The 18,052-nt window shown below is 39.0% G+C and carries 13 protein-coding genes and 1 pseudogene; 5 read left to right on the forward strand and 9 right to left on the reverse strand.

Annotated features, from left to right (window positions below):
- Positions 1–2,324, reverse strand: a pseudogene (locus tag ACX0HA_RS10770) (hypothetical protein); the annotation flags it as partial.
- A 292-nt stretch (positions 2,325–2,616) separates the two neighbouring features.
- Here ACX0HA_RS10770 and folE point away from each other — a divergent pair.
- The 5 genes from folE (at position 2,617) to ACX0HA_RS10795 (ending at position 7,112) form a co-directional block, all read left to right on the forward strand.
- The gene (gene folE, locus ACX0HA_RS10775; RefSeq protein ID WP_458845290.1) at positions 2,617–3,288 is read left to right on the forward strand and encodes a GTP cyclohydrolase I FolE; all 672 of its coding nucleotides are present in this window, start codon (positions 2,617–2,619) and stop codon (positions 3,286–3,288) included.
- A gap of 38 nt (positions 3,289–3,326) precedes the next feature.
- Positions 3,327–4,808, forward strand: a complete 1,482-nt coding sequence (gene cysS, locus ACX0HA_RS10780) for a cysteine--tRNA ligase (RefSeq protein WP_458845291.1) — start codon at positions 3,327–3,329, stop codon at positions 4,806–4,808.
- A gap of 5 nt (positions 4,809–4,813) precedes the next feature.
- Entirely contained in the window at positions 4,814–5,062 is a 249-nt protein-coding gene (gene yidD / locus ACX0HA_RS10785; protein WP_458845292.1) for a membrane protein insertion efficiency factor YidD, read from the forward strand.
- Between the two features lie 67 nt (positions 5,063–5,129).
- Positions 5,130–6,071: a prolipoprotein diacylglyceryl transferase gene (gene lgt / locus ACX0HA_RS10790; RefSeq protein WP_458845293.1), complete on the forward strand. Its 942-nt coding sequence runs from the start codon at positions 5,130–5,132 to the stop codon at positions 6,069–6,071.
- 90 nt (positions 6,072–6,161) lie between these two features.
- Positions 6,162–7,112: an alpha/beta hydrolase family protein gene (locus ACX0HA_RS10795; RefSeq protein ID WP_458845294.1), complete on the forward strand. Its 951-nt coding sequence runs from the start codon at positions 6,162–6,164 to the stop codon at positions 7,110–7,112.
- A gap of 52 nt (positions 7,113–7,164) precedes the next feature.
- Here the strand turns inward: ACX0HA_RS10795 and ACX0HA_RS10800 are convergent, their stop codons facing one another.
- From ACX0HA_RS10800 to ACX0HA_RS10835, 8 genes are all read right to left on the reverse strand, one after another.
- Entirely contained in the window at positions 7,165–8,076 is a 912-nt protein-coding gene (locus ACX0HA_RS10800; protein WP_458845295.1) for an energy transducer TonB family protein, read from the reverse strand.
- Between the two features lie 9 nt (positions 8,077–8,085).
- Positions 8,086–8,478 carry an ExbD/TolR family protein gene (locus ACX0HA_RS10805; RefSeq protein WP_458845296.1) on the reverse strand — a complete coding sequence of 131 codons (393 nt, stop codon included), beginning with the start codon at positions 8,476–8,478 and terminating at the stop codon, positions 8,086–8,088.
- Entirely contained in the window at positions 8,478–9,179 is a 702-nt protein-coding gene (locus tag ACX0HA_RS10810; protein ID WP_458845297.1) for a MotA/TolQ/ExbB proton channel family protein, read from the reverse strand. Before ACX0HA_RS10810 ends, ACX0HA_RS10805 begins: the two co-directional genes overlap by 1 nt.
- A gap of 162 nt (positions 9,180–9,341) precedes the next feature.
- The gene (gene secDF, locus ACX0HA_RS10815; RefSeq protein WP_458845298.1) at positions 9,342–12,299 is read right to left on the reverse strand and encodes a protein translocase subunit SecDF; all 2,958 of its coding nucleotides are present in this window, start codon (positions 12,297–12,299) and stop codon (positions 9,342–9,344) included.
- A 142-nt stretch (positions 12,300–12,441) separates the two neighbouring features.
- Entirely contained in the window at positions 12,442–13,377 is a 936-nt protein-coding gene (mdh, locus tag ACX0HA_RS10820; RefSeq protein ID WP_458845299.1) for a malate dehydrogenase, read from the reverse strand.
- Between the two features lie 236 nt (positions 13,378–13,613).
- Complete coding sequence (gene gyrB, locus ACX0HA_RS10825; RefSeq protein ID WP_458845300.1) at positions 13,614–15,554, reverse strand: DNA topoisomerase (ATP-hydrolyzing) subunit B; 1,941 nt, start codon at positions 15,552–15,554, stop codon at positions 13,614–13,616.
- A 194-nt stretch (positions 15,555–15,748) separates the two neighbouring features.
- Entirely contained in the window at positions 15,749–16,201 is a 453-nt protein-coding gene (locus tag ACX0HA_RS10830) for a hypothetical protein (RefSeq protein ID WP_458845301.1), read from the reverse strand.
- An 83-nt stretch (positions 16,202–16,284) separates the two neighbouring features.
- Positions 16,285–18,051, reverse strand: a complete 1,767-nt coding sequence (locus tag ACX0HA_RS10835; protein WP_458845302.1) for a TonB-dependent receptor — start codon at positions 18,049–18,051, stop codon at positions 16,285–16,287.
- Position 18,052 lies beyond the last annotated feature (1 nt).

Raw genomic sequence — 18,052 nt, forward strand, 5'->3', positions numbered from 1 at the left:
TTGGTTGTCGTACCTGTCTGTACAACACTCGCATAAACTGTGCCTACAAGGGTGTAGTAGTTCGTTGGCGTTGTGATAGGGTTGGCTCCAATTGCTGCTGCTGCAGCTGTATTGTGGTAGGTCACCGTTAAGCCAGCCTGGCCGTTAACTATCTCGGCTCCGGCTATCGTAAGGTCAAAATAAGCGCGGCCGTCAAAGTTGTCCGCGCACGATTCCAAAGGTGTAGCTGGGTTGACTACTGGGGCACTGTTGATCGTTACCACAAAATCAGACTCGTCACTGCAGATCGTTGTCGCATCGCCGGTTACGGCATAGATATATATCGTTTGGTTTGTTGTTATGAAATCACCAGGGAAAAGCTGGGTGCCTGTACCGCCGGCAGCAGTGTAATAACCGCCTACGGTAAGAGGCATTAGCTCATAAGCATCACACGCCTGCAGGTCAGCTCTTTGCTCAACTGTTGGCTTAGGATAGATAGTAACATCAAAGCTATCCTCACTAGAACAATTATTAGGAGTAACTCCAGATTGCGCATAAACATACACTATTTGAGACGCATATAAAATGGTTCCTGCAGCTAGTTGATTACCAGCACCTCCTGGTTGTGTATAGTAATTTCCAACTGTAAGAACCGGAAGAGTATACCCAATATTACTACAAGCAAAACCATCAGCAGGAGCAATTACCTGAGGGATTGGAGTAACAATAAGATCAACTGTGTTTAAATCATAACAGTCAGGACTCGTAGCATTTGTCACACGGACATAAACAGTTGAGTTTCCAGAACTAAAAGAAGTCGGATCTACTATAGATGAGTCATTAGTTTCAGAACCAATTAAAGTCGTATGATAACTCACAATAAAATCAGTTGGATCTTGCCCATCAAGAATATCAGAATCATTAATGGTTAAATCAAAAATTTCAACCCCATCATTACCTACATCACAAACTTGCATATCACTAACATCATTAGCTACAGGTTGTATACCAGCTCTAACGTCATATTGAAAAAAACTAAGACAGCCTGTATCAAAATTTGATATTCTTCCATATATAGTAAATTCCTCACCTTCATCTACCACAAAATTCTGCAATTCAGCAGACGTATAGTTATCATATCCCTCTTCTTGCAAAAATTGCGATGGAAAAACGCTTAATTCATATATATTAGGATCTAAACCATTAAGTACAGTAGTATTAACATCATTAAGGTTAACTGTAAAAGGTGCATTAGGACCACACATTACAACATCTTGTACATTTAAAGGCAAATCTTCACCTACATTCACATCAATTTGATCAGTAACACTAATAATACTACCATCACACATTGTATAATTAGCTCTAACCGTATATGTTGTAAGGTTAGTAGGACAAACTGTAACATTAGGACCAGAGCCAATAGGCGTACCAGTTGCAGTAGGTCCTTCAAACCAATCTAAAGTCACGACACTTGCCCCGTTTGGTGTAAAGCGCCATGCCTCATTGAATGTCTGAAAATTCACATTATTCCTACCTGGTGCAGCTTTACCTACATTGGCATCCCTTTGTATCCCAACAACAGCATTACCACTATTCCACCCACAAGAAGGAAAGGGTCTGTCTTTAATATAAACCTCTATAATATTTGTAGTCTCATACAAAACCATTTGACTTGTATAAGTAAGTGGTGCTCCACAATTATAATGAACTGTTTTGAAAACATTTAATAAAAACACCCTGTTTGGTGCCTCGCCGAACACTTTCCAGTTTATACTTTGATCATTTGGATTACCTATAGTTGGTGCCGGATTTGGGTTCGTGTCCTGCAACACCCCAAAAATAGACTGATTAGTAATCCCCGCGCCTCCTGCCGCCGTAGGGATTGGAGTTCCTGTCAAGTTCCAGCCTACAATTGCTCCAGGAACATATTGCCCTCCAGGCACAATACCAGCCACACTAAAAGTAACTGCACCATTTGCATTAATCATAAGATAATTATACTTCTGCCCATAAAAACAAAAACTCATCTCAACGGGAGGTGTATTTGGACGCTGGGTCTGAAGATGAATTGCACTTGACCAATAATCATCCTGATTTGCATCAACCGGATTTGAATCCTGACCACTAAACGCGAATACAGGATTAAAAGGAATGGAATTTACATCATAATCTGTAGTGGCCCCTGTATTAAAATACATTGCACTCAACGTTGTACAATCTCCAGGATTACACATAGCCCCGCCAGGAAGAGCTCTTACAAAAGGGACTGCAGGCCCCTGTTGTGAAAAAACACTAAGGCTAAGAAAGCTAAATAATAGCAATAATAGGTACTTGTTATTCATTAGGCTCATTTTTTAGAAACGCGAAAATTACACAAATTTGACATAAAAAAAACAAAAAAGTTTTATTTTTTTATATAAACAACTCAACTATGCTTCACCCTACCCTATTGCTTAAAAAAAGTTATATTTTTTTATTTTTTTTAGCATTTATGAAATTTTATAAATAGAACATTATTTAACAAACCCCAATTTTAAAGGCAAAGTTTTTATACCACACGAAGAATTCAACACATAACAAATAATTATAATTATCTTTGCCCCAAATTTATTATCCCTATATAATTACCATACAATGATTCATAACGACGATAGCATAGACGAGATTGGTGATAACCATGTTGCAACCAACGCACAGACACCCTTACGTGCGGATGCCTTTGAACTTACAGATGACGAAAAAATAGCTGCCATTAAACAAGATGTGGAAAGCATCCTGAAAACTTTGGGCATGGACCTTACTGATGATAGCATTAAAGGCACCCCAAATCGAGTTGCAAAAATGTTTGTAAAAGAAATTTTTGGAGGTTTGAACCCTGCTAAAAAACCAGGCTCATCAACATTTGAAAACAAATATAAATATGGAGAGATGCTTGTTGAAAAAAACATCACTGTTTATTCAACTTGTGAACACCACCTTTTACCAATTGTTGGCAGAGCCCATGTAGCATATATATCTAATGGAACTGTTGTAGGTTTATCTAAAATGAACCGAATTGTCGATTATTTTGCAAAAAGACCTCAAGTACAGGAAAGGCTAACTATTCAGATCGTACAAGAACTTAAAAAAGTCCTTAACACGGATGATGTTGCATGTGTAATAGATGCCAAACACCTATGTGTTAATTCCCGTGGAATACGTGATATCGAAAGCAGCACAGTTACATCTGAATTTGGAGGGAAATTCAAAGACGAAAATGTAAGAAGAGAATTTTTAGATTACATCAAACTGGACACACAATTTTAATATTCAAAATATATAAAGTCTACACAATTCTTTTAATTATGCATTTATATCAAAATCAGGCACTGAAGCTGTACAATACATTAAGCAGCGAAAAAGAAACATTCATTCCTTTGCATGAAGGCGCAGTAGGAATGTATGTATGTGGTCCAACAGTATATAGCAATGTACATTTAGGAAACTGTAGAACTTTTATTTCATTTGACCTGATTTTCAGATACCTTAAACATTTAGGGTATAAAGTAAGATATGTGCGCAATATAACCGACGTAGGTCATATTGAAGATGATGCTGATGAAGGGGAAGACAAAATTGCAAAAAAAGCAAGGCTTGAGAAACTGGAACCTATGGAAATTGTCCAGCAATATTCTGTAGATTTTCATCAAATACTGGAATTATTCAACAATCTGCCACCAAGTATCGAACCTACTGCTACAGGACATATTATTGAGCAAATAGAGACCGTTAAACAAATATTAGAAAATGGTTATGCTTACGAATCTAACGGTTCAGTTTATTTTGATGTTGTTAAGTTTAACGAAACCCATGACTACGGTAAATTAAGCGGAAGAAACCTTGAAGATATGATATCCAATACCCGTGATCTTAGCGGACAGGATGAGAAAAAGAATGCTCAGGACTTTGCTTTATGGAAAAAAGCAGAGCCGGAACATATTATGAGATGGCCTTCACCATGGGGAGATGGTTTTCCCGGATGGCATCTTGAATGTACTGCTATGAGCACCAAATACCTGGGCAATCACTTTGATATACATGGAGGAGGAATGGATCTTAAATTTCCCCACCACGAATGTGAAATAGCACAGAATGAGGCATGCACAGGACAATCACCTGTCAACTATTGGATGCATGCCAATATGCTTACGCTAAATGGTAAAAAAATGTCTAAATCTACTGGAAATAACATTCTTCCGAGAGAAATATTTTCTGGCAACAATGACAAACTTAGTAAAGCATTTAGCCCTTCTGTAACTCGTTTTTTTATGCTTCAGGCACATTACAGAAGTGTGCTTGATTTTTCAAATGATGCTATAATTGCTGCAGAAAAAGGCTTTAACCGACTTATGGAAGCTCTTGAAAATTTAAAAGATTTACAAGCCTCAGAAATATCAAGTTTGAACATTACAACATGGCAACAATCTTGTTATGATGCCATGAACGACGATTTCAATAGTCCAATACTTATTGCACAACTATTTGAATCAGTACGCTTCATCAATCTTATTAAGGATGGTAAAGAAACATTGACAAACCATGATTTAGAAACCTTATCAAGCACCCTTAATAGTTTCATTTTTGACATTTTAGGTCTAAAGAACGAAACTATGGGAGAAGTTGGTAATGAAAAACTGGAAAGCGTTGTTAACATGCTTATTGGAATGAGGAATGAAGCCCGTGCTAATAAAGATTTTGCTCTTTCTGATCAAATAAGAAATAGACTTACTGATCTTGGCATTGAACTTAAAGACGGTAAAGAAGGAACTACATTTTCTTTAAACTAATAACATTGAATTTAAAAAGCATACTCATAGCACCTTTTATAGCTCTGGTACGCTTTTATCAGATCGTTATTTCTCCGATATTACCGGCAGCATGCCGATATTCCCCTACCTGCTCACAATATACCATTGAAGCATTAAGGACACACGGACTATTTAAAGGCAGCTGGCTTAGCATAAAAAGAATAATCAGTTGTAATCCTTGGGGAGGCAGCGGGTATGATCCTGTGCCCGGAAAACATTGCAACAAACATTAATTAACCTGTTTTTACTTGCAGGTACTGTACATTTATTTAAATTTACAAAAACTAATTACGACAATACATGATACATAGTTTAAGTATGGTTTGGAACCAGCCTGAAGGTTTTAATTTAGGACCAATAACACTACGTTATTACAGCCTCGGTTTTGTGGTAGCATTTGGCCTTGGATGGTTTTTGATGAAAAAAATCTATGACCGTGAAGGTGAGTCGACCGAAAAGCTGGATAAACTATTCATCTATACACTTATAGCTACTTTACTTGGAGCAAGGCTAGGCCATGTTTTTTTTTACGATTGGGACTATTTCAGTCAACATCCGGCAGAAATACTGTTACCAGTACGTTTCTCTCCAGAATTTGAATTTACCGGATTTGCAGGACTTGCAAGTCATGGTGCAGCAATAGCCATTATACTTGCTATGGTTTGGTATAGCAAAAAAATCATACACAGGCCTCTTCTATGGATGCTTGACCGCGTAGTTATTCCTGTAACCAGCGGTGGTATATTCGTAAGGCTTGGAAACTTCTTTAATAGCGAGATTTTAGGAAGAGAAACAACTGCTGACACTCCAACCGCAATCAAGTTCATACGTGGAGAAGAGTGGTTAGGCAAAAACGAAGTCATAGCAAAAACAAAAATATTAGATTATAATGCAGCTTATGAAGCTGTTGAGAAAAATCCACAGTTTACAGATATACTTGCAGCAATACCTTTTAGACATCCTGCACAATTATATGAGGCTTTCGGTTATATCTTTGTTTTTGCTATCATTTATTTTATGTACTGGAAAACTGATGCCCGCAAGAAACACGGACTTATTTTTGGTGTATTCCTTGTATTACTATGGGCTGTACGTTTCTTTGTTGAATTCGTTAAGGAAAGCCAGGGAGGTTTTGAAGGCAAAGACCCTATATTGCTTACAGGCCAATGGCTGAGCATACCATTTATCCTTGTAGGTTTCTACCTGATATTTACAGCAAAGAACCGTAAAGAAACTTTATAACATCTAAACCGCCTCCAAGGCGGTTTTTTTATAAACAAACAGTAACAATTGTCAGTTTAGTCATACCTATACAATTAAACCGATAACATTATGAAATACCTCTTGCAGATTCTATTTTTCTGTACTGCTTTACAGGCGCAGACAACAGAAACAATACTTATTTCAAAAGAAGATCCTCATGACCTATACAAGTCATGGGATAAAGACTCTACAACCTTGTTTTACAAGCTTTACATTCCAAAGACAAAACCTGTAGCAGCTCTTGTTATCTTACCAGGAGCAGGCGAACCTATAGATTATATAGAGCCACAAATATCATTACACAAACTTGCCGTTGATAATGGTATCCTTGTTATATTTCCGTCCATAAACTGGGGCACAACCAAGCATATTTACGAACACGAAATGCTAAACCAGATATTCACTCAGGTCATTAAACGTTTCAATATCCCAAAGGATAAATTCGTAATGGGAGGTTTTTCCGGAGGGGCTATGCTGTCTTTAACCTATACTGAAAAAGCGAATCGCGAAAAAGGAAGCACAACCATAATTCCAAAAGCGGTATTTGGCATCGACCCTCCTTTAGACTACGCCCATTTATGGAATCATTGTATAAGAGATATTGAACGCAATTTTTCGGATATTGCTGTAGCCGAAGGAAAATGGATTACAGAAATGTATCGTGAAGAATTTGGAGGATCGCCTGCAGAACAACCGAAAAACTACATTAAGTACTCTATATTCTCCCAAAGCGAAAAAGATGGCGGAAACGCGAAATACCTGCTAAATACACCTATATTATTATACACAGAACCAGATGTGTTATGGTCTATGGAAAACAGGCACAGGGATTTCTATGACCTTAACGCTATGGATATATCTGCCATGATAAACCTGCTACAGCTTGGAGGCAACAAGAATGCACAACTCATTATTACTCATGATAAAGGATATAGGCCAAACGGACAAAGGCATCCGCACTCCTGGTCCATAATGGATAACAGGCAATGTTTTGACTGGATATTGCAGCAACTTAAATAAACAAAAAAGCCACGCATTGCGTGGCCTTATTTGTTATATAGAAAATAGTCGATTAATCTGTGAGTTTAAAGTTGTAAATAATTTTACCTACTTGTGTTTCCGGAGCAGAATCACTACTATCAAATTTGGTGTCCATTGCCGCAGCTTTGGCCTGATCAAAAAGACATTGTGCAGCATTTGTTGTTCCCCTGCCCCTTTCTGCTTTTATAACCTTACCGCTTCTGTTCACAGTAATCTGAACAACTACGGTACCTTCTTCATTACATCTATACTGTGGCTTGGGCGTATTAAGGTTCTTTCTGCCTCCTAACTGATAATTACCAACTCCGGTTCCGCGGCCTGCGCCGCTACCACCACCTGAGCCGCTGCCTGAACCCGGCCCTGTTCCCGTTCCGTTTCCGGAACCATTACCTCCACCGGTACCTCCGCCGCTGCCTCCGTCACCATAATAGCTTCCGGAATTTTTATCTCCTCCAAGCTTACCTTTATTACCTGCAACACCATCATCTCCATCTCCACCCTTATTGTTTCCGTTAAGGATATTCGCAAGCGCATCAGAAGTGGTTTTAGAAGGATGTGGAGGCGCTTTAACCGAAACCGGCTTCGACTCTACCTTTTGAGGATCTTTCTTCTGTACAGGCTTCGTTTTAACAACAGCAGGGGCATCGTCAAGATCGCTGGCAACAACTTCTTCCTCATCAGCCTGCGCCGGTGTAGGTGTTTGCTTTACTTTTTCTGTAACATCAAGGACTTCACTGCGAAAATCAGCTCCGGAGCCCACATCGCTGTCCCCAAAGTTTACGGTAACGCCACCTCCCCCGCCGCCACCTTCAAGCTCAGCAAGATCGATAAGGTCGTCTTTTTGGGTATATTTAAAAAAGAAAAGAAAGAGTGCCGCAATGACAAAAATTACCGTAGTAATTGCCATTGATTTTTTTTCTTCTCCTGTTAATCTGGAAGCCATAATCTTAAATTATTTAGTAGTCGCAATAGAAAATTTAAGCTTATTCTTTTGCCCTATTTGTAGTATATCTACCATATCTTGTACCTGCAGGTCTTTAGGTATCCTTACAATCACAACATTATCGCCGCTTCCTGCAATCTTAGACATAAGTGTCCCTTCAAGCTCTTCAAACGGCACCTGCTGCTTATCAATAAAATATTGTTTATCAGCATTTACCGAAATAGTAATATGCGCCTTATCTGTTGTCTTGTTAGAATCTGCTTTTGGCAACGCCAGGTCAATAACGTTAGGATTTGCCAATGTAGAGATGATAAGGAAGAACAACAGCAAAAAGAACATGATATCGCTCAATGCCGAAGCAGCAATTTCTGCATGAAAACGTTTATTTCTCCTTACTCTCATTATTTACCTGTAGTAATTATATTAACAAACTGTATAACCTGCTTTTGTACCTTAAGTCCAAAACCATCAATCATCATATTAAAGAAGTGATAGCCTGAATAAGCCACAACACCTACGATAAGTCCTAATCCTGAACTGATCATTTTTTCATAAAGACCTCCTGAAATACTACCGATACTGATATTTTCTGTTATCGAGATAGTATAGAAAATCTTGATTACCCCTGAGATCGTACCAATGAATCCAAGGATGGGCGCAATACCGGATACAAGACCCAGCCATCCCAGTTTCTTCTCCATAAGACCTATCTCAACATTGGTAGTCTTTTCCATCATACCTTCAATCTCGCTTAAAGGACGCCCCACTAAGGCAATTCCGCTTTCAAGGATATTACCGTATGCAGTACCTGCTTTACTGGCCTTCATTTGTGCAGCCTCAATTCTGCCTGAATTAAGTTCATAACGCACGTCATTTATAAGGCCGGTATCTTCTTTACTGTGTTTACTGATATATAATGCTCTTTCGATTATAACATAAAGCGTAAAGAACAATAGTATGAGGATTGGCACAACCATTACCCCACCCTTCATTAGCATCGAAAAGAAATTGATAGATTGATCCTGAGCCGCAGCAGCTGCATCGACAGGAGCATCTTTAGCAACTGCAAGAGTGTCCTGGAGTAAGAAAATTAGATTTGTCATGTTCTGATAAAGGTTTCTTTTAAATGGTAAACATGCCCTACGGCAATAGTATTTATTTATAAATGATAACGAATATATGCTTTTTTACGTATGCATAAAAGCAAAATAAAAAAAACCTGTCCATTTTCACAGACAGGTTTTGGTATAATTTAACAAAGAATATTATGCCTCTTCGTTGTGTCTTTTAACAATCAGGTCTTTATCTTTTTTAGGCATTGAATCTACAAGTACCGGAGTTGCGATAAATAGTGATGAATATGTACCTACTACGATACCGATAAGCATTGCAAATATGAATCCACGGATAGAATCTCCACCGAAGATAAACATAATACCTAATACAAGAACCATTGTTAATGATGTATTGATCGTTCTTGACATAGTAGTGTTTACAGACGCATTTACGATATCTTTAAAGCTACCTTTTTCATTACCTGTAATGTATTCCCTTACCCTGTCAAATACAATTACCGTATCATTCATTGAGTAACCGATAACCGTTAGGATAGCAGCGATAAAGTGCTGGTCCATTTCCATGTGGAAAGGCATGAACTTATAGCATAGTGAATAGATACCCAATACAAAGATAACGTCGTGAGCTACTGCTGCGATCGCACCTAAGCTGTACTGCCATTTCCTGAAACTTACCATAAGGTAAATAAACACGATTCCCATCGCTCCAAGAACCGCCCATACTGAGTTAGCTTTAATATCATCTGCTACCGCTCCACTTACTTTAGTCTGAGAAAGGATACCAATCTTTTTACCTTCATAAGTATTCACGAATTTTTCATACGTAACATCAGAACTATAATGCTTCTTAAGGGCATTATAAAGTTTTGCATTTACTTCAGCATCTGCTTCAGCAGTATTATCTTTAATTTTGTATTTAGTAGTAACTCTCAACTGAGAATCGTTACCAAACACTTTTACATCTACTCCTTCTTTAAATTCAGCTTCAAGCTCTTCTTTAATCTCATCTGTAGAAACCGATTTCTCAAACTTGATTTGTGATGACCTACCACCTACAAAATCAATACCTTCATCAAGACCATTAACTGCAAAAGATACACAGCTACCGATCACAACAATAGAAGAGAAAATATAAGTGAATTTCTTAGCTCCAAGGAAATCAAAATGGAAGTTAGTGAACCAGTTTTTAGATAGTCCTGTTACGAATGTAAGCTCTCCACCTTTTCTGATACTCCAGTCAAGGAATAGCCTTGTGATGAAAAGTGATGTGAATAATGATGTGAATATACCTAAAAGTAATGTTGTCGCGAAACCTTTAACCGGACCAGTACCAAAAATTAATAGTACAAGACCTGTAAGGATGTGTGTTACGTTAGCATCAGTAATTGATGACATAGCACCTCTCCAGCTATATGATATCTTAATTGCCTCATCAAGTGATTTACCATGACGCAGCTCTTCTTTCGCTCGTTCATAGATAATGATGTTAGCATCTACAGCAGTACCAATTGTTAATACGATACCAGCGATACCCGGTAATGTCAATACAGCACCTAAGCTTGCAAGCATACCAAAAAGGAATAGTACGTTAACGATAAGGGCAGCGTTAGCGAACCAACCAGCTTTACCATAATAAATTACCATCCAAAGTGATACAAGCAATAAACCTGCGATAGATGAGATGATACCATTATCTATAGCTTCCTGTCCAAGTGATGGACCTACTACTTCTGACTGAACGATGTCAGCAGATGCAGGAAGTTTACCAGCCCTAAGGATGTTAGCTAAATCCTTTGTTTCAGTTACATCAAATGCACCTGAGATTTGTGAATTACCACCTGCAATAGGACCTGTAGATACACCCGGAGCAGAATAAACAACATTATCAAGAACAATAGCAATATAACCCTGCTCTCTGTATGCTTTACCTGTCATTTCTTCCCAAACCTGAGCACCACGGCTGTTCATCTGCATTTCTACAGACGGTTTACCCATTTGGTCGAACGCTGCATTAGCACCTGTAATTACATTACCTGCAAGATCAGGAATACTTTCTCTATTCGTTTTAAGGCAGTAAAGCTCAAGAAGTCCTTTAGACTTTCTAACATCTTCTTTACCCCATGCAAAACGCGCATAACGCATATCTCCTGAAAGTAATGAACGGATATCGTCTCTCTTTAACCAGCTGTTGATTTTGGCAGTATCTTTTACAGAAGCCATACCAATAACCGGACCTCCCTGGCTAGGAGCTAATTTATCAAATAATGGGTTGGCACCTTTAACAGGAGCAACAGCTGAATCTTTAGCTTTATTTGTAAGTAGTGAATCTGTTGCAGATGAAGTTGCAGTTTCAGCTACTTTCACATCAGCTTTTTCAGTTTTCTTCAGCACTTCATTAGCACCCATCAGGAAGCCCTGAAGGTCATTTACTTTATATGCTTCCCAAAACTCAAGCTGAGCTGTACTTTGTAATAGTTTTTTAACACGGTCAATATCTTTAGCACCCGGAAGTTCAACCATGATGCGTCCTGATTCGCCAAGTTTCTGGATATTAGGCTGAACAACACCAAATTTATCGATACGCTCAGTTAATACACCAAAAGCACTGTCAATAGACTCGCTTACTTTTTTCCTGATAACAGCCTTAACCTGATCATCAGTCATTTTAATATTTACTGACTCACCCATTATCCTGTTAGTGAATAATTCAGGTGAAGCAAGTTTTACAGAACCGTTAGACTCTTTATCAAACGCAATGAAAAACGCGTCAAGATAGTCCTGGTTACCCTGCCTGTCTTTTTTAGCCTGATCAAGGGCTTTGTTTAAAACAGGATTTTTAGAATTATTAGCAAGACCTTTAACGATATCTTTTACTGATATCTCAAGCATTACGTTAATTCCTCCTTCAAGGTCAAGACCTTTGTTGATTTGTTTGTTCCTTACTTCATCGTATGTATAGTTAAAAACCGGATACACAACCGAATCCTTCATGGATTCAAGATAAGCAACCTCTTTGTCTGAGTCGCCTCCTGCGTGAGCCTTAGCATCTGCCTCAATTCTGCTCGAGACAAAAGTGAAGGAAAGCTGGTAAATACATACTAACGCAAATATGATTGCGAAAAACTTAATGAGTCCCTTATTCTGCATTATTTGTAAAAATTAATTATGTCCAAATTTTTTAAAACGAGCAAATATATAATTTACGATAAGATTAAGCAATTTATTTACTAATTATATCACAAAAAAAAGACTGCCCTTGGCAGTCTCCTTATTTTGCTGGCGTCTGATCTTATACCAATACTGATTTAAGATCCGAATTCATGTTTCTAACAGCGTCTGCACTCTTCGAAAACAGTGCTTTTTCATTGTCATTAAGCTTAATATCGATTATTTTTTCAACTCCATTTTTCCCTATGATACATGGCACTCCAAGACATATATCCTCCTGTCCGTACTCGCCTTCAAGGAATACTGAACAGGCTATGATTTTCTTTTGGTCATTCAGAATACTATCTACAAGGTAGGCCACCGATGCGCCCGGAGCATACCATGCCGAAGTCCCTAAAAGCCCTGTAAGCGTAGCCCCTCCAACCATTGTATCTGCTGCTACTTTATCAAGCTGCTCCTGAGAAAGAAAATCTGACACAGGACTACCGTTATACGATGCAAGCCTTGTAAGCGGAATCATGGTTGTATCGCCATGACCGCCAATAACCATACCCTGTACGTCGTTAGATGGCCTGTCAAGCGCTTTAGAGAGATAATATTTAAAGCGTGAGCTATCAAGCGCACCGCCCATACCTATAATCCTGTTCTTAGGAACACCTGTAGCCTTTAAAGTAAGATAGGTCATCGTATCCATAGGATTAGAAACTACCACTATAATCGCATTTGGCGAGTACTGCAGCACATTTTCAGCTACTGACTTAACAATACCGGCATTAATACCAATAAGCTCCTCACGGGTCATCCCTGGCTTCCTTGGTATACCCGATGTGATCACTACTACATCGCTATCTGCTGTTTTAGAATAATCATTTGTACTTCCTGAGACACGTGTATTGAATCCTGTAGTAGTAGCACACTGCATGATATCCATAGCCTTGCCTTCAGCAAAACCTTCTTTAATATCGAGCAATACCACTTCGCTGGCAATACCCCTGTAAGAGATAACATCTGCACAGGTAGCGCCCACATTGCCGGCGCCTACTATTGTTACTTTCATAAATTAAATTTTAATTAGGTTAGTTCGTATAGTTAATTCGGTTTAAGAACGTATTCTCATCCACAATTGTCAAAATAAGACCGCAATGTGTTTGATTTTACCAATTTACTAAAATATTCCTGCCAACACATATTATCATTTAATTATTTTTTGTTTTTCACCTACTTCACCCAAAATAAAAAAGAGCACCCGTATCCGGATGCTCTTTCAGTGTGTTTGTTTATATAGAAAAGCCCTTATGCGTCAATTCTGGCGTAAGCAGCATTCTTTTCGATAAATTCCCTTCTTGGCGGCACTTCATCCCCCATAAGCATAGAGAAAACCCTGTCAGCCTCAGCAAGGCTGTCAATATTAACCTGACGAAGCGTACGATATTCAGGATCCAGTGTAGTTTCCCAAAGCTGCTCAGCATTCATCTCTCCAAGACCTTTATAACGCTGTACCGATGACCCACCACCCATTTTCTCAGTAATCAGGTCACGCTGGTTATCATTCCATGCATATTCTTTCTTCGTTCCTTTTTTAACCATATAAAGTGGCGGCGTAGCAATATACACGTGGCCATTTTCTATAAGCTCTTTCATGAAACGGAAGAAGAACGTAAGGATAAGTGTAGAGATGTGAGAACCGTCAACATCGGCATCACACATGATAACCACTTTATGGTAGCGCAGTTTCTCAAGGTTAAGCGCCTTACTATCTTCCGGTGTACCAATAGTTACACCAAGAGCAGTAAATATATTTCGAATCTCTTCGTTCTCAAATACTTTGTGATGCATTGCTTTCTCAACGTTAAGAATCTTACCCCTCAACGGAAGGATAGCCTGGAAAGCCCTGTCACGTCCTTGTTTTGCAGTACCACCTGCCGAGTCACCCTCTACAAGGAACACTTCACATTTTGCAGGATCCTGCTCAGAACAGTCAGATAGCTTACCCGGAAGTCCGCCACCACCCATAACCGTCTTACGCTGCACCATCTCACGCGCTTTTTTAGCTGCGTGACGTGCCTGCGCCGCAAGGATAACCTTCTGCACAATAATACGGGCGTCATTTGGATTCTCCTCAAGGTAATTCTCAAGCATTTCGCTTACTGCCTGGCTTACCGGAGCAACAACCTCACGGTTACCCAGCTTGGTTTTTGTCTGCCCTTCAAACTGAGGCTCAGAAACCTTAACCGATATAATCGCAGTAAGACCTTCACGGAAGTCATCTCCCGATATCTCAAACTTCAGTTTTTCAAGAAGCCCTGAGTTATCAGCATATTTTTTAAGGGTATTGGTAAGACCTCTACGGAAACCCGAAAGGTGTGTACCCCCCTCATGAGTATTAATATTATTTACATAAGAGAAGATATTCTCTGAGTAGCTTGTATTATAGATCAATGCAACCTCTACCGGCACCTCTCCCTTATCAGTTTCCATGCTGATCACATGGGTAATGATAGGCTCACGGTTGCCATCAAGGAACTTAACGAATTCCTTAAGACCCTCCTGAGAATGGAAAGTTTCGCCAAGGAATTCACCTTTATCGTCTTTTTCTCTTTTATCGGTAAGCGTAATCGTTATACCCTTATTAAGGAAAGAAAGCTCACGCATACGTGCAGCAAGCGTGTCATAAGAATACTCAGTAGTCTGTGTAAATATCGTTGTGTCCGGCTTAAAAGTTACCGTAGTACCTCTTTTTTCGGTTTCACCTATCTGCTTTACAGGATACAATGATTTACCTCTCTCGTATTCCTGCTCATACACCTTACCATCCCTGTAAACCGTAGCCCTCAGGTGGTCAGAAAGTGCATTCACACACGATACACCTACACCGTGCAGACCTCCCGATACTTTATAGGAATCTTTATCAAACTTACCTCCCGCACCAATTTTGGTCATTACAACCTCCAGTGCAGAAACGCCTTCTTTTTTATGTATATCTACCGGGATACCACGGCCATTATCTTCTACAGTAACGGAATTATCCTCATTAATCGCAACATGAATAGTATCACAATGTCCGGCAAGAGCCTCATCAATTGAGTTATCTACAACCTCATAAACAAGGTGGTGAAGACCTCTTGTACCCACATCGCCAATGTACATGGAAGGACGCATCCTTACGTGCTCCATTCCTTCAAGGGCCTGAATACTGTCAGCCGAATAATTGTTTTTCTTTATTTCTTCACTCATAAAACTGTTTGTTAACGAAATTTTAAGTTTAACGAACAAATATATAAAATCAGTAGGGATAAAGCTATCAAAACACCCTTTTTAAGAGGTAAGTTATCAACAATTTATCAAATCAAACGAAGGCATAGTGAATCGGTACTATAGTGTTAAAATCAATGCAAAATAGCTTAACCACTTAAAGCATTTAGCACGACTTAATGTATTTCTTCAATGCTATATTTTGTTCCGCTTATTTCAAATTCGCCTCCGGCTTCCATCCCCATAAGCTTCATTCCTAAAGGCGATTGCGGGGATAATGCTATTATCGCAACTCCATCAATCGTAATCTTCGGCAATGCTGCACTTACAAACAAATGCATACCGTTTGCTTTCACAAGGCTTCCCATTGCTATTTTGGTTGTTTTAGCATCGGGATTTATCTTTTCAAGCACTCCTTTTTGCGCAATGAATTCACCAAGCTTGTGGTTCAGCTTTTCCTGCTCCAGATGCATCATAGACAAAGCTGTCTCATGCTTATCCCCTGCCGAGCCTTTAGCATCGTTAGCAGCATCAACGGTAAGTTCCGCAATCATATCCCGAAAGGCATCGATACGGTCTTCAGTCTGTTGTTTGTAGTAATTGAGTATTTTATGTTTTAAGGTCTGCAATGTATTGTTGATTTAAACGATTGAAAGATTTAAAAATTGAGAAACCCAATCTTTAAATCTTTCAATTTTGAATTTTTAAATAATTAAAAATTAAACTTGTAGGATGCCCCGGCAAGAAACTGGAAGCCCTGAACCGGATAATTCACCCAGCGGTCGTAATCCTGGTTAGCAATATTGTTAAGCTTCAGGAAACCGGTTAAGCGTTCACTGTATTTATATCCCACATGGGCATTAAGGTCAAAATAACTTTTAAGCGTAACCACTTGAGTACTGTAATCCATACCAGTCTCAACAAAAGTATTATCAGGCAATACAATGTCTTTCCTGTCACCCACAAAGAACAGATTAAGGCCTGCATACCACTTCTCTGTGATATCAACATCAAGTGTTGAGCCTACTTTTATCTGAGGAAGGTTCCATGCTTCAGATTGCGCATCCATAGAATAACTATTAAAAGTTCCATTAATTCCAAAGCTTACGCTTTTAGAAAAGTCAGCTTTAAGCTCTCCAAAGAAACTTATGGTTTGCACCTGATCATACACTACACTAAATGAGTTTCCATACTGAAAACCCTGAAGATCAGCTCCAGGACCCGGCAGCACTCCCGGATTAAAATTCACAAACAATGCCTTATCATCCTCATTCATGTACGATCCACGGATATTATAAGCTACTGCATTAGCCAGCTTACCTTTAAGACCAACATATATGTCATATTGCTGGTTAGTTGGCGCAATTACCTGCATTGGTGAAATAAATGGGTTCTGGCTTACAAAGTCAGCATACGAATTTTGCTTTAAGCTACCCTCAGCACCTGCATACGCTATCATCAGGTCTCCTACTACTTTATATGATGCCTTTATCTGCGGATAGATATAGAACTTACTGTCGCTGTCATCTCCAAGCTTACCCATGCTATAGAACAATCCTGCTCCCAACTGGGCCGAAAAATCATCTTTCTGATAAACAAGACTTGGCTGTACACCAAGATTAAAGTTACTATATTCTATGGGGAACTCAGTATCATCAGCAAGAGTACCGCCAACATAATCAGCAATAAAGTCTACTTTGATCTTTTCATCCATTACATCAATATCCAGTGACGGCTTGATGTAAAAACGATTTTCAGCTGAACCATAAGCGTCCCAAAAACGTTTAAACTGAGCCGACGCTTCTCTAAAGAAACTATCTTCAGCAGCGATCTTACCTCCTATATAGAACGAATTATACGTTTGCTTAGGGTCAATGGCGTCAAAATTTATATTTAGATTTTCAAAATCTACATAATCCGTCGGAAGCCCGTACCAGTTGTATACCTGGTTCTGAAAGCCCAAATCGGTATTCCAGCTGTATTCTTTCTGGCGGTTTCCGTAAGTAAGGTCAATTGAGGTATTATAATACTTATCATCTACCCTTACTTTCTCTATCCCTCCCTGCGAGGAAAGGTGACGTAGCATACCACCCACATATTCATTTCGGTTAAGATTTTCAGTAACAAAAAGTTCAGCATTAATGGTACCGTAATTACCTACACCAAGCGTAGCATAGTTGTTATACAGCTTTTCACGCTGTGGCCTGTCCACCCCTGCCGCCTTACCTTTAGAAGGCGTGAAAGTCGAAGCTACAGGAAACGAAAAGATATTATATTCAATAACTTCTTTTTTTGAGTTATCCTCATCTTCAATAACAGGTGTTTCTTTTACTTTAAAGGCATCAGATATGGTTGGCGTGTATGGCTTTACAACATTTACCACTTCTGTTCCTATATTTTCGTCTTTCTTTTGAGCATAAGCACCGCTTACCGAAAGAAATGCCGCTATTATGGCTATATATTGAAATTTGATCTTCATG

This window comes from Flavobacterium hauense (assembly GCF_054457175.1).

What these genes read in the sequence shown, in the direction of transcription:
- folE (WP_458845290.1), top strand. Translation starts at nt 2,617, where the DNA reads ATGATTCATAACGACGATAGCATAGACGAGATTGGTGATAACCATGTT.
- cysS (WP_458845291.1), top strand. Translation starts at nt 3,327, where the DNA reads ATGCATTTATATCAAAATCAGGCACTGAAGCTGTACAATACATTAAGC.
- lgt (WP_458845293.1), top strand. Translation starts at nt 5,130, where the DNA reads ATGATACATAGTTTAAGTATGGTTTGGAACCAGCCTGAAGGTTTTAAT.
- ACX0HA_RS10795 (WP_458845294.1), top strand. Translation starts at nt 6,162, where the DNA reads ATGAAATACCTCTTGCAGATTCTATTTTTCTGTACTGCTTTACAGGCG.
- ACX0HA_RS10800 (WP_458845295.1), bottom strand. Translation starts at nt 8,076, where the DNA reads ATGGCTTCCAGATTAACAGGAGAAGAAAAAAAATCAATGGCAATTACT.
- ACX0HA_RS10805 (WP_458845296.1), bottom strand. Translation starts at nt 8,478, where the DNA reads ATGAGAGTAAGGAGAAATAAACGTTTTCATGCAGAAATTGCTGCTTCG.
- ACX0HA_RS10810 (WP_458845297.1), bottom strand. Translation starts at nt 9,179, where the DNA reads ATGACAAATCTAATTTTCTTACTCCAGGACACTCTTGCAGTTGCTAAA.
- secDF (WP_458845298.1), bottom strand. Translation starts at nt 12,299, where the DNA reads ATGCAGAATAAGGGACTCATTAAGTTTTTCGCAATCATATTTGCGTTA.
- mdh (WP_458845299.1), bottom strand. Translation starts at nt 13,377, where the DNA reads ATGAAAGTAACAATAGTAGGCGCCGGCAATGTGGGCGCTACCTGTGCA.
- gyrB (WP_458845300.1), bottom strand. Translation starts at nt 15,554, where the DNA reads ATGAGTGAAGAAATAAAGAAAAACAATTATTCGGCTGACAGTATTCAG.
- ACX0HA_RS10835 (WP_458845302.1), bottom strand. Translation starts at nt 18,051, where the DNA reads ATGAAGATCAAATTTCAATATATAGCCATAATAGCGGCATTTCTTTCG.